We start from the raw sequence: 23,248 nt of genomic DNA, 5'->3' as shown, positions 1-23,248 counted from the left end.
TATTTTCATACTTAGGTATGTTACTAATTCGATTAGGCAAGAACCCAAGTTACTGAAAGACATTGAACACTTATGTTCTCTAGTTTTTGAGTAGCTTGGGTTTTATTATTGGGAGGAAAAAGCTATGGCTAAGAATTATGATGCTCTAGCAAAAACAATTATTAAGGACGTTGGCGGAAAAGACAACGTAATTAGCGTGGTTCACTGTACAACACGCTTGCGTTTTAAGTTAAAAGATGAAAAGAAGGCTAATGATGATGCCTTAAAAGATACTGATGGTGTTGTTACAGTTGTTAAAGCTGGTGGACAATATCAGGTAGTTATTGGTAATGAAGTTGCTGACGTATATGAAGCAGTCTTAAAAGAAGGTGGCTTTTCTGGTGGCGGTCAAGTTGCTGATGACGATTTAGATGATAGCAATATGAGTTTAATGGATAAAGCTATCGATCTTATTTCAGGTATCTTTACTCCAATTTTAGGGCCAATGGCTGCAGCAGGTATGATTAAAGGATTAACTGCAATGTGTGCTTCATTTGGCTGGCTTGCTAAAACTTCTGGTACTTATGAAGTTTTGTATGCAATTGGGGATGGTTTCTTTTACTTCTTACCACTTATTCTAGCAATTACTAGTGCTAAGAAATTTAAGGTAGACCGCTTTACAGCCATTACAATTGGTGCTGCAATGTGTTATCCAGCAATGGTAGCAATGAATAGCAGCAAAAAAGTTTTATTTGATTTATTTAACGGAACATTTTTACATTCACAAGTTCATGCTACATTCTTAGGCATTCCAATTATTTCAATGAACTATACTTCAACAGTTATTCCAATTATTTTAGCAGTTTGGTTTGCTTCTGTTGTTGAAAGATGGTGCAAAAAATGGATTCCAACTGTGGTAAAAACTTTCTTAGTTCCATTTGTTACTTTACTGATTGTTGTTCCTTTGACTTTCTTAATTATCGGGCCACTTGCTACTTGGATTGGTAATGCACTTGCTGCCATTACTTCAGCTGTTTACAACTTTAGTCCAGTATTGGCTGGTGTTTTACTTGGTAGCTTCTGGCAAGTATTCGTTATTTTCGGTGTCCACTGGGGATTTGTCGCAGTGATGATGTCAAACATTGCTGCTTTAGGTTATGACCCAATCTTAGGCTTATCATTAGGTGCTTCATTTGCACAAATTGGTGTTGTTTTAGCAATCTTATTACAAACTAAAGATCAAAAATTAAAAGGTATTGCACTTCCAGCATTCTTATCAGGAATTTTCGGTGTTACTGAACCAGCTATTTATGGTGTAACTCTTCCACGTAAAAAGCCATTTGTCTTAAGTTGTATTGCAGCTGGTATTGGTGGTGGCTTGATTGGATTCTTTGGTACTAAGATGTACATGATGGGCGGTATGGGAGTCTTCGTAATTCCTGCTGCTATTGGTCCAAAGACTGGCGTTGATATGAGTGTTTACGGTTTGATGATTGCGATGGCTGTGTCATTTGTTCTTGGATTTATTTTACAAATAGCTCTTGGCAAGAAGAGTGTTGATCAAGCTTATGATGAAAAACAAGCAAAGACTGTTCAAGAAGTTGCAAACCAAGCTGATGCTATTGCAAAAGCTGCTCCAAGTTTAGCAAGCACTAGCGACTTAAATGTTTCAACTGAATTAGTTAGTCCACTTGCTGGTGAATTATTACCACTTTCAGAAGTAAAAGACGAAGTGTTCTCAAGCGGTGCTATGGGTGAAGGAGTTGCTGTTGAGCCTAGCGAAGGAGTTTTACATGCACCAGCAGATGGTAAGGTTGTGATGACTTTCCCAACTGGACATGCTATCGGAATGAAGACAAGTGATGGTGCAGAAATCTTAATGCACATCGGAATGGATACTGTTAACTTACAAGGACATGGTTTTGAAACCTTAGTTGCAAAAGGTGACGAAGTTAAAGCAGGTGATGAGTTAGTTAAGTTTGATATCGATGCAATTCATGCTAAGGGTTATGTTGTGACGACTCCAATTGTAGTCACTAACTCAAAAGATTATGAAAAGATCACTGTTGTTAGCCAAGGTAAGGTAAAAGTGGGACAAGAAATTCTAGACTTAGAAGGAGCTAGTGAAACAGAAACAGCTAGTTCAAATCCGCAAATGGCTTAGCTGATGTAATCGATTTCATATATAATGAAGATAATTAATATTGAAAAAGAGGAGAAATATAAATGTCATTTCCAAAGAACTTTTTATGGGGCGGAGCTACTGCCGCAAATCAAATTGAAGGTGCGTATGATGAAGATGGTAAGGGATTATCAGTCACTGATATTACAACTGCTGGTAGTTTAGATGCGCCAAGAATGTTGACTTACAAGTTGAATGGCAAATTAGAAAAAACGCCAGCCATTCCCGGTGCGGGCTTGCCAGAAGGTGCAGTTGGTGCAATTGATCCAAATGAATATTATCCAAACCACGTGGCAATTGATTTTTACCACCACTATAAAGAAGACATTAAGATGTTTGCTGAAATGGGCTTTAAGACCTTCCGCCTTTCAATTGCCTGGACTAGAATTTTCCCTAAAGGCGATGAAGAAAAGCCAAATCAAGCTGGATTGGATTTTTATCGCCATGTATTTGAGGAATGTAAAAAGTACGGGATTGAACCTTTAGTTACTATTTCTCACTACGAAGATCCACTATACCTCAGTGAAAAATACCATGACTGGGGCGATCGAAAAATGATCGATATGTATGTTAAATACGCAACTACTTTGTTTGAAGAATACAGAGGACTAGTTAAGTACTGGCTTACATTTAATGAAATTAATTCAACGCTTTTAATGCTTAGTTCATTTGGTAATAATGTAACTGATGATAAGGTATATCAACATGCCTACCAAAAACTGCACTACCAATTTGTCGCTAGTGCTCGCGCAGTTAAGATTGCTCATGCATTAGATCCTAACTACGTAGTTGGTAATATGATTTGTGGTATTGTGGACTACCCATTAACACCAGATCCTAAAGATATTTTGGCTAACCGTCATATGTGGGAACAAAATATCTTCTACTGCGGCGATGTGCAAGCAAAAGGTAAGTACCCAACTTATGCTAAGCGTTTATGGAATGAACATAATGTTCATTTAGATATTACTGAGCAAGATCGAAAAGATTTGCTTGAAGGGAAAGTTGATATTTATACCTTCTCTTACTATATGTCTAACATTATTACTACTCATGAAGTAAAGGATAAAGTTGGCGGCAATTTTGCTGCTGGTGTTAAGAACCCATACTTGAAGTATTCTGAATGGGGCTGGGCAACTGATCCAGATGGTCTTCAATATTATCTTGAAGTAATGTATGATCGCTACGATATTCCAATGATGGTTGTTGAAAATGGTCTTGGTGCAGTTGATAAGATCAGTGATGATGGTAAGATTCATGATGATTACCGCATTGATTACTTGAGAATGCACATTAAGGCAATGGAGCGTGCAATTGATGATGGTGTAGATTTAATTGGTTACACTACTTGGGGCTGTATTGACTTAGTTTCTGCAGGTACTGGTCAAATGAGTAAACGTTACGGCTTTATCTATGTTGACAGAGACGATGAAGGTAAGGGTACTTTGAAGAGAATGCCGAAAGATTCATTCTATTGGTACAAGAAAGTTATTGAATCTGATGGTAAAGATTTAGACTAATTTGAATTAAAAAATACTGTTCAGATAAGCAAACTGAACAGTATTTTTTTGTCGAAATTACAATGATTGCTTAGAGTAACTATGCTATGATAATTTAGATTGATTTTTATTTGTGAGGAAGAAGCTGGATGAATAAGCAGGTTACTAGAAGCAGATTGTGGACAATTTTAGCAGCCTTAGCAGCTGTGATGTGGGGAATTTCCGGTTTATTTGCGGAGTCTTTATTTAAAATCAGTTCAAAAATTACACCAATTTGGCTGACGCAGATTCGGTTAATTATCTCTGGAGTTGTCTTATTAATCATTGCGGCAATTTTACATCAAAAGCCATTTTCTATTTTAAAAAATAAGAAAAATACTCTGCATATTATCGCTTATGGTGTATTTGGCTTATTACCAGTACAGATTTTTTACTTTATTGTCATTGAAATGGCGAATGCTTCGATTGCGACTATCTTACAATTTATTGGACCGTTTTTTGTTCTTGCTTATCTTGCTGTAACTCATCAGCAAGTTTTAAGAAAGTTAGACGTTTTAGCAGCAATTATGGCTTTTATTGGCGTATTTTTACTGTCAACTCATGGCAATTTGAATCATTTAGCAATCACTCCCGTAGCATTATTTTTCGGCTTATTGTCTGCTCTAGGTGAGGCAAGCTATACGTTGATTCCAGTTAAAATTGTTAAAAGAATATCTAGTTTAGTTTTGACGGGATGGGGGATGATTTTTGCTGGACTGGGATTGGTAATTGTTCATCCAAGTTTTCCTGCTATTCCAAATACTTCTAAAGTTTGGCTCTGGGTAGGAGCAATTATTATCTTGGGAACAATAGTACCTTTTCAGATCATGGCGAATGCCTTGCGCTATGTTAAGCCATCAACGGTTAGTCTGCTTGATGCGTTTGAGCCCTTATCCGCTACAGTTGGTTCAGTTTTAATCTTTGGTTTGGTGATGTCAGGGATGGATTGGCTAGGAACATTTTTAGTAATTGTGGCGGTTTTGGCTTTGAATTTTACACCTAAGAGAAAAATTAAAAAAATTCCTGAAAAGAGAATATAAAGAAAAGCTGGCAATATCTTCGCTTGAAATGGCGTTGATATTACCAGCTTTTTTTTGCTTGAAATTTTAGAATTCATTTAAGATCATTTCTTTTTTATAACTCTGTATAACTTCTGGCAATTTTTATAACTTATCAGATTACATCTTAAAGAAAACAAGTGTATTAATACTAGATTTTTAATAAAACACAAATTTAGCCAAAAAATATTTTAATTTTGTATTGTTTTTTTTTCATTTTAATATCATATAATCAGAATCAAGAAATTTAAGTCATCTCACAAAGGGGGAGAAAAAATGAAAAAAGTTAAGTGGTTAGGAGCAATTACAGTATTGTCCGGTGCGGCATTAACTTTAACTGCTTGTGGGAATAACAACAATAATAACGCTAGCGATAAGAAAGTTAGCTTTAAGGAAGCTGTTCCTAAGAAACAAGTTAAAAAAGGTGGAACATTAAAGTATGCAATTGAAAGTGACTCACCTTTTACAGGTATTTTCTTACCAGAATTATCTGATACTAGTACTGATAGTGAGATTCAAGCACCAGGAGTAGAAGGACTATTTAGTGTTGATGATAGCTATAAGATTAACAATAAAGGTGCAGCTACCTTTAAGTTAGATAAGAATGCCAAGACAATCACTATTGAAGTGAAAAAAGGTGTTAAGTGGTCTGATGGTAAGCAAGTAACTGCTAAGGACCTTGAATATGCCTATGAAATCGTTGGTAATCCTAAGACTAAGACTTCAAGATATACAGATTCTTTAGCTAACCTTGTTGGTTTAGAAGAATATCACAAAGGTAAGACTGATAAGATTTCTGGTATTGAAATGCCAAATGGCGAAGATGGTAGAAAAGTTGTACTTCACTTTAAGGAAATGAAACCAGGTATGCTTCAATCAGGTAACGGTTACTTCCTTGAAAGTGCAGAACCATACCACTACTTGAAAGATGTGCCATTTGATAAGCTTTTATCTGATGATAAGGTTCGTAAGCAACCACTATTCTTTGGTCCTTACAAGGTTCAAAAGGTTGTTCGTGGTCAATCAGTTACTTATGTACCAAATGAACACTACTGGCGTGGCAAGCCAAACTTAGACAAGATTACTATGGAAGTAATCGGAACTAACTCTGTTTCTCAAGCTATTAAGAGTCACAAGTTTGATATTACTGGTGTGCTTAACGCTCAATGGAACAACGTTAAGGATACTAAGAACGTTAACTTCATTGGTAAGATTCCTCTATCTTACAACTACTTAGGCTTTAAGGTAGGTAAGTTTGACAAGAAGGCTGGTAAGAACGTTGAAGATAAGAATGCTAAGATGAACAATGTTTCATTACGTAAGGCTATGGCTTATGCAATGAACATCGATGCTGTTACCAAGCGTTACAGTAATGGCTTGTCATTCAGAGTTAACACTTTAATTCCAGCACAATTTGGAGACTTCTCTGACAAGAGCATTAAGGGTTACCCATACAACTTGAAGAAAGCTAACGAATTATTAGACAAAGCTGGATACAAGAAGCGTAAGGGTGAAAAATACCGTCGTCAACCAAATGGCAAGAAGTTAACTATTAACGTTGCTGTTCGGGGTACACAACCAAATGCTGAAAAGATCTGGACTAACTACATCCAACAATGGCAAAAGATTGGCTTAGATGCTAAATTTGTTGGTGGTCGTCCAATGGAATTCAACTCTTGGGTACAAGATGTTCAAGCAGATAGTCCTAAGATTGATGTCTTTGAAGGTGGCTGGAGCTTATCATCTGAACCATCACCAATGGACCTTTACAGTGAAGGTGCTCCATACAACATGGCTCGTTTTGTTTCTCCAACTCAAACTAAACTTCTTACTAACATTGACTCAACTAAGGCCTTCAACCACAAGTACCGTGTACAAGCCTTTGATAAGTGGCAACAATGGATGTACGACAATGCTTACGTTGTACCTACTACAAACAGTTGGTCAGTAACTGCAGTTAACGACAAGGTAACTGGCTGGTCACTTAAGCCATCCGCAAACTCATGGTACGATGTTGGCTTTACAAAATAACTGAAATTTTTAATTTTCCATAATCCTCATATATCAACACAAATTACACAAATTCTTAAATAATATTTCCTTAAATTAAATTTTCATAGTTATATTCCTTCAGAAGACTCTACTTTCAATAAGTAGGGTCTTCTTTTCGCATAGACAATGATAGAATGGCTATTTTTTATACTGATTGTTGTAAGATAGTAGTTGATAAAAAGTAAGGAGGAATTGACTTTGACTGCGAAGTTACCAACTCAGATTGAGGTGCGCGGGGGACGTGTCCATAATCTGAAAAATATTGATGTTAATATTCCGCTTCATAAATTTGTTGCAATCTCTGGTCTATCAGGCTCGGGAAAATCTTCTTTAGCCATGGGTATCTTATATGAAGAAGGTTCAAGAAGATATTTAGATGCCTTATCTACTTATATGCGCAGACGAATCAAACAAGGAAATCAAGCAAACGTTATTAGCGTCAAGCATATTCCTTCAGCTTTAGCTTTAAGACAGCGGCCAACTATTCCATCTGAACGAGCAACGGTTGGAACAATGAGCGAAACTTTTAATATTTTGCGCTTGATTTTTTCTAGATTAGGCTCGCCTGTTTGTCCTAATGGCCATCGTCTAAAGCCAAGCCTAGAAATTGCAGAAGCAATGGCAAAGTCAGGTGAGGAAATGGGTCAGCTTACCTGTCTAGTTTGCGGCGTTAAGTTTTATGCGCCAAGTGCTGAGCAGTTTGCTTTTAATTCTGATGGGGCTTGTGAAGAATGCGGTGGAACAGGGAAAGTACGTCAATTGGATGATAGTAAGTTGATCGCCGACCCTCGTCTTTCTATTAAAGATGGGGCAGTTGCTTCGTGGTCGCTACCTGGTAGAAACTTTATGCCGAATGTAGCAGAGCATGCTGGGGTTAGAATTGATATTCCTTATAAGGATTTAACTGATAAAGAAAAAGATTTTGTTCTTAATGGTCCTGAAAAGAAGTATAAAATGGACTTTTTATCAGGAACCGGGAGAGTTTTTCATAATTTTAATGCTCTGTATGAAAATGCTCACCAAGCTGTTCTGCGTTCTGCCAAAACTAGTAAGAGTGAACGGGCACAAAAACGGATTTCAGAATTTTTCTCATATCAGATTTGTCCAGTGTGTCATGGTTCAAGATTAAAGCCAGAATTATTGAAGCAATTAGTAGGTAGTTTAAATATTAATGAAGTAGCTGAAATGCCGCTGGGTGATTTGATTGCTTGGAAAGATCAAGTATTCAAAAGTTTACCAGTTGATATGCAAAAAATGGCAAATGCTTTATTCACAGAGTTTGTGGATAATTTGCAGCCATTGCTTGATTTGGGCTTAGATTATTTAACAATGGCTCGAAATGGTAATACCTTATCCACAGGTGAATTACAGCGAATTCAGCTAGCGCGCACCTTGAGAACGGAGACAACTGGCGTCTTATATATCTTAGATGAACCATCAATTGGACTCCATCCCGCTAATGTTGACGGATTAATTAAGGTCTTGCATAAATTAGTAGCACAAGGAAATTCACTAGTAGTTGTGGATCACAATGTGGATATTATTAAAGCAGCTGATGAAATAATTGAAATTGGACCAGGATCAGGTGAACAAGGCGGTGAAATTCTCGATCAAGGCAGCGTCGATCAAATAAAAAAAGACAAGCAATCTTTAATTAGACCATATCTTGATGGGACTGCTGCATTAATGGCGAGAAAGCGAGCAGAAAAAATTAATTCTGTAAAAATTTCTTTTGATGTGGATCATTATTTTAATCTACAAGATGTTCATGCAGCTATTCCTGTTAATCAGTTAACAGCTGTGACTGGATTTTCGGGAGCAGGTAAAACAAGCTTGATTTTAGATAGTTTGGTGCCAGCAATTCAGGCGCAAGCTAAAGGTGAGACTTTACCTAAACAAGTGAAAAATTTTGAATCGCCAATTAATCAAGTAGTTAGCGTTGACGCTTCACCTATTGGTAAAAGTACTAGGTCGACGGTCGCAACTTATACTTCGATTATGGATAATTTGCGTAAATTGTTTGCTAGACAGTCACTGGCTAAAGAGAAGCATTATACTCCGACTTATTTTTCTTATAATAATAAACAAGGTGCTTGCCCAACTTGTGGAGGAACCGGCATTGTAACTTTAGATATTCAGTTCTTGCCTGATATGCAGCAGACTTGTCCAACTTGTGAAGGTAATCGTTATAACCATGAAGTACAAAAGGTAAAATGGAATAGCTATTCAATTGTTGATATTTTGAATTTGGATATCAACGAAGCTCTTCCTGTTTTTAAGAAAGAACCTAAAATTGAACGTGACTTACTTTTACTAAAAGAAGTGGGACTAGATTATCTTCATTTAGGTGAAAGTACGCCGACCTTATCTGGTGGTGAGGCACAACGTTTGAAGTTAGTAACGCATTTAAGTCATAAGCAGAACGATACTTTATTTGTCTTTGATGAGCCTACAATTGGATTACATCCGTTGGATGTGAAGGTTTTAGTTCAAGTGATACAAAAATTACTGGATCAAGGTGCAACTATTATTACGATTACGCACGATCTAAATATGATAGTTAATGCAGATAATATTCTTGATTTAGGGCCACGTGGTGGTAAGAATGGTGGAAAGGTTGTGGCTGCGGGACAGACGCAAGATTTAATTGACCATCCGGTGAGTTTAACGACAGAGTACCTTGCTAATTATTGTCGGCAGTTTAAAAAGTAAAACCTTAGATTAAGCAAGACGAGAAGTAAGTGTTCTATAATTTATATTGAAGAGAAAAAGTAGAAAGAGCGGAAAAAACATGAAAGAGAAAGAGCAAAATACAGTTGTAGGACAGCTGCTTATCTTAGATCTGTTTTCAATTCTTATTGGATATTATTTTATTACTACTATTGATGAGTTCGTTAAACAACATGAATGGTGGTATGACTTACTAGTTTTACTCATCGTAATTTGCGAAGTGGTCTATAACTGGATTCAGTTGATGAAGGTTAAGGATAAAATTAAAAAGCTGCCTTTGACTTTATCGATAATAACTTTAAGTGCATTTTTAAGTGGAACATACTTTAGTGTAATTTGGAATAAAATTCAAAGCGGGAAAGAATATCGGAATACCGTTTTCTTGGCTATCTTTTGGGTGTTACTGCTGATAATTTGGAATGCAATTTTGTGGAAGAGCTATAAAAAGAATAATAAAGAATAATTAGTATAGAAAACATAATTGTCTAGTTGATAATTATGTTTTTTATTTTTGAATAAGTTGAAGGTGAAATAATTTTTAAGTAGCAAACGTTTTTTTATAGTAATTAAAAATAAGTCAAGACTAATACTAAACAAACTTAGGTGTTAAAATATAAGTGTGTTATTTATTACAGCTAGTATTTATTAGGAGATAGTAATCGATGAACAATAGAAAATATATAAAAAATAGTGCTAACGCTAGACAACGCTTTAGTATCCGTAAACTTACCATCGGTACGGCTTCTGTTTTATTGGGAACAGTTTTCTATTTAGGAGTAAATGAAACAACCGTTCAAGCTGCAAGCGCTGATAGTGCAGAGAACGAAGTGCAGACTGTAGCTACTTCCCCAATTTTGAAAAATAAGGCTACAACAGTTAAAAGTTCAGAAACTACTGATGCTAAAACTCCAGTAGTTCAAACGAAAACTGTCGAATCATCAAAGACAGATGTAGAAAATAAAGCAGATAAATCTGCTGTTCAAGCTACAGAAGTTAATGTAGATAAAAAAGATGATGAAAAGGTAGCGACTAAAGATATAAATTCTGCTGAAAAAAAGCAGCAAAATACTCAGACTTTAGATACCTTAAAAGCAGTTCCAACTAACACTGCTGAACTTAATGAGAGTAAGGTTCAAATTAATAGTGAAGTTTCAAAAAATTCTTCAAAGATATTAAATAATTCTTTTGTTTCTCTTCAATCTGATAGCAGTGATAAAAATCTAAAAGTATCAGCTTCACTTAGTGGTACTGAATATAATCCAAGTCAAAATCAAACTATTCAAATGACTTTCCAGGTTTCTAATAACAAAGCAGGGGATCAGTTTAGGCTTCACTTTGATTCAGGTGCATATATGGTTACTCCTACCGCTCTTCCTTCTGCTTTTGGAAGCATGAATAAGGTTCAAAATTCAGATGGTAGTTATGATGTAACATATTCTTTAAATAAAAGTGCAACTATTAATCAAACGTTATCAATAGGTTTTCTTAATGAGGCTCAAGCCAAGGCAATGCCTTATAATGCGGGAACTGAATTAAAAAATATTCAAATCTTTTATAATGAAAATTCACAACCGATTAAAACTTTAACTTTTAATCAGGTAGTTGTTCCTCAACTTAATCCAAGGTGGCGTAGAATAAGTCCAAGCTCAAGTGCAGTAAAGAAGCTGTTTCCTAACTATGATTATAAATGGCAATTGACTTTGGGACAAAAAACAGGGATAAATGGTGATATTTCCTCTGGCGGTACTAGTGGTCCTAGTCCGTTGATTAATCATGAAACAACGATTACAATACCTGTCCCAGAAAGCTTTGTCCTAAATACTGAAAAGACAATAGCAGAAAATTCTTCTTCAGCTACTGTTACACAGGCTGGAAAGGGAAAAGATATTATTGTTAAATTAGCTAACACAACGCTTTCTTCATCTGTTCTTAATATATGGGGACATTTTGATATGGTTCAACCAGCAGAAGATACAACCGTATCTGGCTCAAAAGAAATAGAAGTTAGTGAGGATGTAGGGGCAAAACAACCATTAACTGGAAATGCAGGTATTTTTAAAGAAGTAATTCAAGGATCAAATGAACATGTTCCAGTTGGTGAGGCTCTTCGCGGTTATATTGGTGGAGCACATAACGGATATGATGGTCCGTATCAGAAGGGCCAAGTACCATATACTGCTTCTCATAAAGAAATCGTACTGTATAATTATTCCGTTGGAAATTTACAAGGTCGTCCAGTTAATGATGTACATCTAAAGATTACGGTTCCAGATGGAGTTACGATTACTAAACTAGTAGGAACAAATGTTAAAGATTTTAATTATCAAATTAATTATGTTGATAATTCAGTGAAATCAGGAATGATTTCAAATGGAGAAGCTGTAGCAATAGAGAATGGGACGAATATCAGTAATATAGTTTTGACAATTCCTCAATTAGGCATTGACAGCTTAAACCCTCAAGGATTGATTTGGGGGCAGGGAATAGACGTTGGATTTTCTCTATATGGTTTTGTCAATGAAAATTATCGCAATGGTCAGAAAGTAAATTTAGGCGATACGTTAACATCAGATTTATATCCGTATTTTGATACGCCAAGTGATGAGGGATATTATACTGCTTCGCAGTCAGTTGTAGCTGAAGAAAAAGATAGTATTACTATTAACTTTACAGCTAGTAATTATAATTATGCACCTGGAAACTATGGCGGTACCCTTACTATAGGTGGATGGTACGCTAAAAAAGCGGTTGATCCTATTTTCTATTTGGTAATGCCATCTAATGCTCTAGCAGATTTATCAACATCAAGTTTTAAATTTGGTGAAACTAAACCAAAAGTTTCTAGTTTTTCGGTAAATGGTTATCAAGTTGTTAAAGTAGATTATACAGGAATAAAGATAACTGGTGGAGATATCACTATTTATCTTAAAAACTTACCAGATTCCAGTAGTGTAACTACGAACAATGGACATGTTTATTTATATGCTCAATCAAATATTGTAAAAGACTATTCACTTAATGAATATCCTACCGTGAAGGATTCGGATGTGAACTATGTTGAAGGAAAGACATCGGCACTTGATTTAGGTTCATTTAATTGGATTACGCAATTAGGTCAAGGCTTGACTTCAGTAGAATTAGCGCAAGGAAATGAAGATGGTAATTTAGACCTAAATGGTAAGTCTGATGATAAAAAATCTGACACAATGACTTATACTGTTTCAGTTATAAATGGTCAAAAATATGATATAAAGAATACACATGTTTTAATAAATCTACCAACAGAATCTAGTTCATCATTTAGCTTCGTTTTAAACGAGAATAATTCAGTTAAAATAATAGATTTAAATACACAACAAGAAATCGCAGGTAAGATTTCTTATTATAGCAATTTATCAGATTTAAAGGATCATATTGTAGGTGGAGCTGTAAATAGTGCTAAAAATGCCAAGAGCATTTTAGTTGATATAGATAATGTTCCTTCCAATCATTCGTATCGAATTGTTCTAAATGGTACCGATCCCACTTTGGGCTATGATGCAGGAAAAACTGGTATTTTATCTTCAGTAGTTTGGTCCGATAATACGCAATCTTTGGATTCCCTATTTATTGAGTCAACAAGTAATAATGCATCTAGAATTACTATTTCTGGTAATTCAGTAGTTAATATTGCCTTCAAATATAAGGATTCAGCAGATACAGATCAAGTTGTAGCAGCTGATTCAATAGAACTAAAAAATAACCAAGATCTACTAAGCTACGGACCAGAAAAGGTATTGGCTGCTTTAAAGAAACTTCAAGATGCAAAGAAAATTCCAGAAGATTACGTAGTAAAAGATGCTACACAACCTCAAGAAATAATTAATGCTGATCATGGTGATTACCCATCAGGAATTAAAAACGAGAAGGCACAACTTAATCAACAAGCAAAAGTGTACTTTGATGGTGATACTTTAGTATATGAATTAGTTAAAAATACACAAAGTGCTACATTACGTTTCTATGATGACACTGATCATAAATTTATCGAGTTAGCGCCTGATGTTAATATAACTGGTAAGAGTGACGCTGATATTAGCTTTGAAATTCCTGCTAAGTATGACTTCTCTAAGTATAAGTTTGTTATGGTAGCAAGGGGGAACGATCCAACACAAAGTGATGATAAACTTGCTGGAAATCAGTTATCTGAAATAAATTATGGAAAATTTGACAATGATATTAATGAAGATCAAATTTTTATAGCTCACTTTATTCACAAGACAGCATCAGTTAAGGATACAAAGACAGTAACTGAAACAATTCATTATGTTTACGAAGATGGTACAAAAGCTCATGACGATGTTCAAAAAGAAGTAACATTCACTAAGACAGGAACTGAGGACTTAGTAACTGGTAAAGAGATGAGCAGTTGGAGCAAGCCGCAGGAATTTGAAGAAGTAGTTTCTTCAGAAATTGCAGGCTATACACCAGATCAAGAAAAGATTAATTCTGTCACAGTTTCACATGATTCAAAAGATGTTGTTAGAACAGTAACTTATAAAGCAAATCCGCAAAAGATCACAGTCAACTATATCGATGATACGACAGGCAAGACTTTATCTACTAAAGATCTTAATGGTAAATCCGATGAAAAATCAGACTATGCGACTAAAGATTCAATTGCAGAGTATGAAAAGCAACATTATGATTTAGTTTCTGATGAAACAAATGGAAGTGAATTGGTCTTCGATCATGATGACAAAGTAGACCAAGTTTACAATGTACACTTCACCCATCATATGACTTCGATTAATGATACGAAGAAGATTAATGAAACTATTCATTATGTTTATGAAGATGGTACAAAAGCTCATGATGATATTAATGGTCAGCCAGTAATTTTCACTCATGATGGAGAACGTGATGAAGTAACTAATAAGGAACACTGGAATGATTGGAAATCTGAAAAAGATAGTTTTGATGAAGTTAACTCTCCAAAAATTGCAGGTTACACACCAGATTTTGCCACTATAGAAAAGATTACGGTAAAACCAGAAGATTCAGATGTCGTTAAAACAGTAATTTACAAAGCAAATCCGCAAAAGATCACAGTAAACTATATCGACGATACGACAGGTAAGACTTTATCTACTAAAGAGCTTAATGGTAAATCCGATGAAAAATCAGACTATACGACTAAAGATTCAATTGCAGAGTATGAAAAGCAACATTATGATTTAGTTTCTGATGAAACAAATGGAAGTGAATTGGTCTTCGATCATGATGACAAAGTAGACCAAGTTTACAATGTCCACTTCACCCACCATATGACTTCGATTAATGATACGAAGAAAATTAATGAAACGATTCATTACGTTTATGAAGATGGTACAAAAGCTCATGATGATATTAATGGTCAGCCAGTAATTTTCACTCATGATGGAGAACGTGATGAAGTAACTAATAAGGAACACTGGAACGATTGGAAATCTGAAAAAGATAGTTTTGATGCAGTAAAATCACCAGAAGTAGCTGGATATACACCTAATGCTGATGCTATTCCTGAAATAAAGGTAAAACCAACTGACTCTGATATTGTTAGAACAGTAACGTATAAGGCAGATGCTCAAAAAGCTAAATTGAGATTTTATGATGATACTGATCATAAATTTATCGAATTAGCACCAGACATTAATACAACGGGTAAGAGTGCTGAAAGTATTGATTTTGATATTCCTTACGATTTCTCAAATTACAATTTTATTGAAGTTGATAGTGCCAAGGATCCAGCAGATAAATCTAATAAAATGAATGGCGATACTTTAGATAAAGTAAACTATGGTAACTTTGATAAGGATAAATACACAGATCAAATTTTTATAGCTCACTTTACTCACAAGATCGCACCAGTTAAGGATACAAAGACAGTAACTGAAACAGTTTATTATGTTTATGAAAATGGTACAAAAGCTCATGACGATGTTCAAAAAGAAGCAACATTCACTAAGACAGGAACTAAGGATTTAGTAACAGGTGAAGAAAAGAGCAATTGGAGTAAATCAAAAGAATTTGAAGAAGTAGTTTCTCCAGAAATTGCAGGCTATACACCAGATCAAGAAAAGATCGATTCTGTCACAGTTTCACATGATTCAAAAGATATTGTTAGGACAGTGACTTATAAGGCAAATCCACAAAAGATCACAGTCAACTATGTCGATGATACAACAGGTAAGACTTTAGCTACCAAGGAGCTTAATGGTAAATCTGATGAAAAGTCAGGCTATACAACTAGTGATTCAATTGCTAATTATGAAAAGCAACATTATGATTTAGTTTCTGATGAAACAAATGGAAGTGAATTGATCTTTGATCACGATGATAAGGTAGACCAAGTTTACAATGTACACTTGATCCATCATCTGTCTTCGATTAGTGATACAAAGACGATTAATGAAACGATTCATTACGTTTATGAAGATGGCAAGACTGCAAGTCCTGATGTAGTTGGTACTCCTGTAGTCTTCACTCGTGATGGAGAACGTGATGAAGTAACTAATGAAGATATGTGGAACGATTGGAAGACTAAAAAGGATAGTTTTGATAAGGTTCAATCTCCAGAAATAGCGGGATATATACCTAATGTTGATGCTGTTCCTGAAATAAAGGTAAAACCAACTGACTCTGATATTGATAGAACAGTAACGTACAAAGCTGATGAACAAAAAGCTAAATTGAGATTCTACGATGATACTGATCATAAATTTATTGAATTAGCGCCAGATATTAATACTCTAGGTAAGAGCAATGAAAATATCAGTTTCAATGTTCCATATAATTTATCAAACTATAGTTTTATTGAGGTTGATAGCAGCAATGATCCAGCGGATAAATCTGATAAGTTGAATGGCGATACTTTAGATAAAGTAATCTATGGCAGATTTGATAAAGATAAGAATGTAGATCAAGTCTTTATTGCTCACTTTATTCACAAGACCGAACCGATTAAAGATACTAAGGTAGTAACTGAAACAGTTCATTATGTATATGAAGATGGCACAAAAGCTCATGAAGATGTTCAAAAGCAAGTAACATTCACTAAGACTGGAAACAAGGACTTAGTAACTGGCAAAGAAAAGAGTAGTTGGAGCGGCCCGCAAGAATTTAGCGAAGTGATTTCTCCAGAAATTCAAGGTTACACACCAGATCAAGGAAAGATTAATTCTGAGGTTGTTTCCCAAGATTCAAATGACATTGAACGGACAGTAATTTATAAGGCTAAACCTGTAGAACCGACAACACCGGACAAGCCAGCACAACCGAGTGAGCCAACGAAGCCGGAAGAACCGACAACACCAGATAAACCAGCACGACCAACTGAACCAACGAAGCCGGAAGAACCGACAACACCGGACAAGCCAGCACAACCGAGTGAGCCAACGAAGCCGGAAGAACCGATAACACCGGACAAGCCAGCACAACCGAGTGAGCCAACGAAGCCAGAAGAACCGACAACACCAGATAAACCAGCACGACCAACTGAACCAACGAAGCCGGAAGAACCGACAACACCGGACAAGCCAGCGCAACCGAGTGAACCGATTAAGCCGGAAGAACCAACAACACCGGACAAGCCAGCGCAACCGAGTGAGCCAACGGAGCCGAAAGAACCGACAACACCGGACAAGCCAACACAACCGAGTGAGCCAACGAAGCCGGAAGAACAAACAATATCTAACAAGTCAAATCAATCGAGTGAAACAGAATCATCTAAGACTGCTATGCAAATTAATAAGTCAAACAAGTCCAAGAATGTTGAAGCTACAAACATTTCTACAAGCTTAACTCGTACAACTTCTGCTGCTAAAACTTCAAGAAATGCTACAACAACGAAGCATATTAATCGTGCTAGAACAACACTTCCGCAAACTGGTAGTCGGAAGACGGACGTATCATTAGCAGGATTAGCATTAGCTTCTGCCGGAGCCTTGATTGGATTAATTGGCGGTAAAGAAAGGAAGAGAAGAAAAAGATAAAAATTAAATAAACACGAAAAAAGATGCATTTTTACTGTTTGAAGCAGTAATATGCATCTTTTTTGTCCTGTCTTTCAAAAATAATTATTCGACAACGTTTCTTTCAAATGGATCGTCAGAAATACCCTTTTCTAAAATATCTCTTGACCATTGTTTGGCAGAAAATAGAGAATGATCACGGTAATTCCCACAAGATTTAATAGTAGTGCCGGGAACATCTTCCCATTGAATTTTATCGCGAATTTCTTCAAGCGCTTCCTTTAGTGCCTTAGCTACATCTGTAGTTGATGGCGTACCCCAAACTAAGAGATGAAAGCCCGTTCGGCAACCAAATGGTGAACAATCAATGTAGCCGTCAATACGGTCGCGCAATAATCCAGCTAGCAAGTGCTCGATAGTATGTAAGCCTCCAGTAGGGATGGCATTTTCATTTGGTTGAACTAAACGAAGGTCAAAATTACTAATCTTGTCACCTTTTTTACCTTCTTCAACCGTGATTAAGCGAACGTAAGGTGCTTTAACTTTAGTATGATCTAATTCAAAACTTTCAACTTTACCCATAATAGATTTCCTCCTTATAAAAATATATTTTATTTCCAAATCTTATTAGCAGTATCAACGACTAATTTGATCTTTTTCCATTGATCAGCTTCGCTGAGAATATTGCCTTCTTCTGTTGAGGCAAAGCCACATTGTGTACTAAGCGCGAGGTTAGATAATGGCACTAATTTTGCTGCTTCATTAACTCTTTGAATAATTGCATCAGGATTTTCCAACTGCCCATCTTTTGATGTAATTAATCCTAAAACAATTGTGACATTATCCCGGTTATTCCAGATCGTTTTAATTGGAGCAAAGTCTCCAGCACGATCATTATCGTATTCTAAGAAAAAGCGATCGTAATTTAGTTGCGCCAAATACTTAGCAATCGGTTCATATCCACCTGAAAAAAGAAATGTAGATTTAAAATTACCACGACAGATATGTGTAGTAACAGTCAAATCATCTGGTAAATTTTCTAACGTTTTATTGATTACGTACACTGAATCTTCCGCTAATTGAAGATATTTTTCATGTTCCTTCGGATCATTTTCTGATTCGTTCAATTTACTGATTAAAAAAGCCCATGTTGTGTCATCAATTTGAAGATAGCGACAACCTAGATAATAAAAGTGCTTGATTGTTTCATGGTACGCTTTAGCCAAGTCATCAAGATAAGCTTGCTTATTATCATAAAAATTCGGCCAATTATATGATCGATTATCTCTAAAAAGTAGTGTAGGGGATGGGATAGTCTGTTTAGGAATCGCATTAGTATGATCCTTGACAAACTCAAATGCTTTAAAAAATGGGTGGTCAGGATTATAGGCAACTTTACCAGCTAATTCAGCATTATCTGTTCTGGTCTTAGCACCATGGAACTTGTAGCTTTCGTGATAATCATATTTTTTAACGCCAGTTAAGCCCCATAAAAAATCAAGATGCCACCAGCTGCGACGAAATTCGCCATCAGTTACAACTTTTAAGCCTAAATTTTCTTCCGTGTGGATTAATTTTTCAATTTCTCGATTTTCTACTTGAGTTAGTTCAGCTTGCGAAATATCTCCGTGATTAAATTTATCTCTAGCTTGTTTTAATTCTTCTGGTCTTAAAAAACTACCAACAATGTCGAAATGTGCTAATTCTGTCATAGTATTCTACCTCTTAATTTTAACTAAAAATTTCATTTAACTGTTCTTTGAGGATCCACTGACAAGAGGGACCATGTTTAAGTAGCACATTCGATTAAATACTCGTTCGTTAAAAATAATATTTTTCATAATGATCCCTCCTTTAATAAAAAAATAAGCAAAAGAAAAAGCGTCCGTAGTATAGCTATTACACTACACTAGGGACGCTTAATACGTGTTACCACCCTGTATTCAAACTGATCTCACAATCAGTTTCTTATTAAGTACTCCAAAATATGGAAGACTCAGACGTGATAACGTACGTCAATCGTAAATTGCTTACTTAATTAGCTCGCATTTTAATTTAGCTCCAAGACCATCTTCTTCACTCTAGCAACATCGGCTTACACCTGTTCCGACTCTCTGTGAGATGCATTAAGTGCTTACTCATCTTTTCTAAGCTTTAATTAATTTTGTTGTCATAATATTACAATGACTAAATAATAATGTCAAGAATATTTGTAGAAATTATTCGATTTCAGTATTTACATCATCTTTTTGATTATTGAAAATGTTCCAATCCAGTTCACCAGTACGCTTAGCAGTAATTACACCAGCAACCATTGAATCATTAACATTAAGAGCAGTTCTTGCCATATCAACGATTGGATCAATAGCAATTAAAACTCCAAGTACTGTAACCGGCAAGTTAAGGGCACCCAGTACCATCAAAGTGGTAAATGTTGCACCACCACCAACTCCGGCAACACCGAAACTTGAAATAACATCAATTACAACCAAAGTTAGGACAAATTGCCATGAGAAGATGTTAACTCCAACAAGTGGGGCAGTGATTGCTGCAACCATTGATGGATAAATACCTGCACATCCGTTTTGACCAATAGTTAGACCAAAGCTAGCAGAAAAATCAGCAATTGTATCGCTAACGCCCATTGATTCACGTTGAGTACGAACATTAAGTGGCAAGCTACCACCACTAGTTCTAGAAGTGAAGGCAAAAACTAAAACTGGCCATGCCTTCTTGAAGTAAGTAATGGGATTAATTCCGTTAATTAAAAGTAAAACAGCGTGAACAATAAACATAACTATAATTGCAACATAAGCAGCAACAATGAAAATTAGTAATTTACTCATCGTGGCAAAACTGTTAGTTGCAGTTGTTCTAGCAATTAAAGCAAAAATGCCATATGGAGTGAGTTCAAGTACAATTTTTACTATCCGCATGATGATCGCACGTAATGCTTGTATGCCACGTGCGAAAGTAACAGCGACTTCAGACTTTTCTTTCTTAATTTGCAAGAAGGCAATTCCAACGAAGATAGAGAAAATTACAACTGCAATTGTGCTAGTTGAACGCATTCCCGCGAAGTCTGCGAAAATATTTTGCGGGAAAAACGAAGTAATTTGTTGCGGTAAAGTTAAGCCTTTCAATTGTTCTTGATGGTCCTTAATTGCACTAAGAGCAGTTGAAGAAGCAGTCATTCCTTTAGCGAAGCCAGCTCCGCCCAAATTAAAAATTGCAACACTACTAAATCCTAAAAATGAAGCAACTGCAGTAGTTCCTAGTAAGATGACCAAGACACTCGTAGCAATTTTTCGAATTTTAGTAGTCATTTTTAATTGAGTGAAGGCACCAACTAATGAAACAAAGATTAGTGGGATAACCAACATTTGTAATAAGGAGACATACCCATCTCCAACGATTGAAATCCAATCAATACTATTTTTTACAATATCGCTTTTGGCACCAAACATTAATTGGATAGAAACTCCAAAGACGATTCCAACGACTAGCGAGAGAAATACTAGTTTAGTAAATCCCCAATTCTTTCTATGTAAATAAGCCATGCCAGCTAGGATAGCAACGGCTAATAAAACAATGAGAGTAGTTTGCACTTTATTCAACCCCGATTCTAAGCAAACAAAAAAGAGCCATTGGCCTAGTGCCAACAGCTCTTGAGAAAAATCATAGTTATAACTTTGAAAAGCCAGTTTCTAACTAGAGAAATTCCTGAAGTGAACTAATGACTGTACGCCAAATAACTGCCAAATTTTTTGACAATTACAACAACAAGAATTTGCTTGACGTACATTAAACATATTCATTAGCTCCTTTCTTACTTTTCACAAGTTATGATATCTTATAACTTACTTTTAGTCAATAGTTAATTTGTTGAAAAACAATATTCCATAAATATATATTATGCTAAAACAGTATATAAAATATTGTATATAGACATTGAAAGCTCTTTCTTTAGTAGGTATAATCAACTTGAGAGTAAATAAGTTTTATGAGGTGAGGTAAAATGGCAGAACCAAAATGGCTAAAAGATTTAAAAGAAGAAGATTATATTAAAGAGGATTTTGATGCAACTGGTAAATCACGCTACACTGTTGAAGGTATAGACAAAAATGATCCAGATTGGTTAGATAAGGCGGCTAAGAAAGTAAATGCAGCTGAAGGTGACGACTACGTAAAGCTTGATGCTGGACTTCTTACAGTTAACCAAATTAACTGGATGCTTCGTCGTGCATTTGGTGAATTAACTTATGTTGATGATAATAACCAATTTTTATGGTATAACAAGCCAACTGATCCAAGTAAGAAGATGCTTGCTGGTCGTACGCCAGATCAAGTTGGTGATACTATGGGAGCAGTTCACCCTCATATTCGTAATGTTATTCCTGAAGCTAAGAAAGTTATTTATGCTTTAAGAAATAAGGTAGATGGACACGATGAAGTTAAGATGCCAGTGCCAAACGGTAATCGTCATAAGTTAATTTTGCATGATTATAAGCGAATTGAAGACGAGGATGGTAATTACATGGGAACTTATGAATGGGTACAAGATATTTATCCATTTGTAAAATATTTCTGTGAAACTACTGGTCAGAAGTTGGTAGATGACCCGATGCAACTACTGGTGCAACTTATAAGAAAGATGAAGTTGATACTGGAACTGGTGCATCTAAGCACGAAGAACACGTAGAAGAAAAGAAAGAAGCTAAGCCTGATACTAACTCTGGTGCTTCAGAATATTAGTTTAAGATGTTAAAAAATCTGCTTTAAAATTTACAAACGAAAGCACCAATGACTTTAATAATGTGAAGTCATTGGTGCTTTTTTATACTATCTAATTATTTTTAATAAACTGCCTTAATTCTTTTTGAGAAAAATCATTACCATAATCTTGTGTTAAAAGACTTAAAATTTTTTTATCATCAGCGTTGAATTGGCGATAACGTCGAATCATCTTCTTAATAGCATTAATCCGCTCTTCTTCTTTTCCAGTTTTGATGCCAGCCTTTTCCCCAACATATCGCATGTCATCAAGCTTCATTTGGTAATCCATGAGTTCTTTCCTTCTTTCTGGATTAGTTTTGTATTTCTCAACATCGCTTTGTAGCTTTTGAACAAAGCTATCATTTGTATTAATTTTACCACGCATCAAATCAAAAAATCCTTGCAGACGCGGCGTGATTTTTCCTTTTGTTCCACTTGCATTAAGTAAAATTAATTTTTGACCAATATTTAATGGATCATGTTTAAATCCTTTGGTGCTCCAAGTAGTATCATAGCGATATTGGTTAAGTCCAAGCGGATCGGTTGGTAGAATTAAAATTAAATACGTGGTAGGTAAATTGCGATAATTTTCACCTTGCATAAACAGACTTTGATCCATCATTGAAAAATAATACCGCATCCGCTTTCCTAAGAAATCTGGGAGAGTCATTTGTAATTCAATATCAAAGACTCGCCCTTTGTTGTCTGTAGCATAGATGTCTGGAATAATGCCGTGCATAGCAGGATGAAACTTCAATCTTTTCTGCGTTTCAAAACTAGCAGTTTGAATATGCAATTCAGGAGCAATTGCTCGTAAAAGGTCGCGACAATTATTTCCTTGTTCCATAACCCAGCTAAAGATTGGATCAGCGGTGATATCAGCTTCATCAACCCGTTTTTCTAATTCTTTTCTGTTCATAGAAAACTCCTTTAAGTGTATTA

11 protein-coding genes and 1 pseudogene are annotated in these 23,248 nt (G+C 35.7%); 8 read left to right on the top strand and 4 right to left on the bottom strand.

The window, feature by feature from the left end:
* The first annotated feature begins 124 nt into the window (after positions 1-124).
* The 7 genes from LGAS_RS08210 (at position 125) to LGAS_RS09520 (ending at position 17,551) form a co-directional block, all read left to right on the top strand.
* Complete coding sequence (locus LGAS_RS08210; RefSeq protein WP_003646764.1) at positions 125-2,143, top strand: beta-glucoside-specific PTS transporter subunit IIABC; 2,019 nt, start codon at positions 125-127, stop codon at positions 2,141-2,143.
* 62 nt (positions 2,144-2,205) lie between these two features.
* Positions 2,206-3,681: a glycoside hydrolase family 1 protein gene (locus LGAS_RS08205; protein WP_003646765.1), complete on the top strand. Its 1,476-nt coding sequence runs from the start codon at positions 2,206-2,208 to the stop codon at positions 3,679-3,681.
* 128 nt (positions 3,682-3,809) lie between these two features.
* Positions 3,810-4,739, top strand: a complete 930-nt coding sequence (locus tag LGAS_RS08200; RefSeq protein ID WP_003657476.1) for an EamA family transporter — start codon at positions 3,810-3,812, stop codon at positions 4,737-4,739.
* Positions 4,740-5,033: 294 nt separating this feature from the next.
* Complete coding sequence (locus LGAS_RS08195) at positions 5,034-6,788, top strand: oligopeptide ABC transporter substrate-binding protein (RefSeq protein WP_003657456.1); 1,755 nt, start codon at positions 5,034-5,036, stop codon at positions 6,786-6,788.
* Between the two features lie 219 nt (positions 6,789-7,007).
* A complete protein-coding gene (locus LGAS_RS08190; protein ID WP_021314914.1) occupies positions 7,008-9,521 on the top strand; it encodes an ATP-binding cassette domain-containing protein in 2,514 nt (837 codons plus the stop codon).
* 79 nt (positions 9,522-9,600) lie between these two features.
* Positions 9,601-10,002: a hypothetical protein gene (locus tag LGAS_RS08185; RefSeq protein ID WP_003646768.1), complete on the top strand. Its 402-nt coding sequence runs from the start codon at positions 9,601-9,603 to the stop codon at positions 10,000-10,002.
* A gap of 199 nt (positions 10,003-10,201) precedes the next feature.
* Complete coding sequence (locus tag LGAS_RS09520; protein ID WP_011678970.1) at positions 10,202-17,551, top strand: mucin-binding protein; 7,350 nt, start codon at positions 10,202-10,204, stop codon at positions 17,549-17,551.
* An 84-nt stretch (positions 17,552-17,635) separates the two neighbouring features.
* Here LGAS_RS09520 and LGAS_RS08175 read toward each other — a convergent pair whose 3' ends face one another.
* The 3 genes from LGAS_RS08175 to LGAS_RS08165 form a co-directional block, all read right to left on the bottom strand.
* A complete protein-coding gene (locus LGAS_RS08175; protein ID WP_003646771.1) occupies positions 17,636-18,112 on the bottom strand; it encodes an S-ribosylhomocysteine lyase in 477 nt (158 codons plus the stop codon).
* Between the two features lie 29 nt (positions 18,113-18,141).
* The gene (locus LGAS_RS08170; RefSeq protein ID WP_011678969.1) at positions 18,142-19,242 is read right to left on the bottom strand and encodes a vitamin B12 independent methionine synthase; all 1,101 of its coding nucleotides are present in this window, start codon (positions 19,240-19,242) and stop codon (positions 18,142-18,144) included.
* Positions 19,243-19,749: 507 nt separating this feature from the next.
* On the bottom strand, positions 19,750-21,138 hold the full coding sequence (locus LGAS_RS08165; protein ID WP_003656062.1) for an L-cystine transporter: 1,389 nt from the start codon (positions 21,136-21,138) through the stop codon (positions 19,750-19,752).
* 410 nt (positions 21,139-21,548) lie between these two features.
* Between LGAS_RS08165 and LGAS_RS08160 the strand changes: the two are divergent.
* A pseudogene (locus LGAS_RS08160) lies at positions 21,549-22,285 on the top strand (PAS domain-containing protein).
* Positions 22,286-22,376: 91 nt separating this feature from the next.
* On the opposite strand, the gene LGAS_RS08155 reads toward LGAS_RS08160, so the two are convergent.
* Positions 22,377-23,225 (bottom strand): Rpn family recombination-promoting nuclease/putative transposase, encoded by an 849-nt coding sequence (locus LGAS_RS08155; protein WP_021314971.1) that lies wholly within the window; start codon positions 23,223-23,225, stop codon positions 22,377-22,379.
* Between the last annotated feature and the right edge of the window lie 23 nt (positions 23,226-23,248).

The organism is Lactobacillus gasseri ATCC 33323 = JCM 1131 (genome assembly GCF_000014425.1).
Taxonomy (GTDB): domain Bacteria; phylum Bacillota; class Bacilli; order Lactobacillales; family Lactobacillaceae; genus Lactobacillus; species Lactobacillus gasseri.
This window is presented reverse-complemented; position numbering and strand designations above follow the sequence as displayed.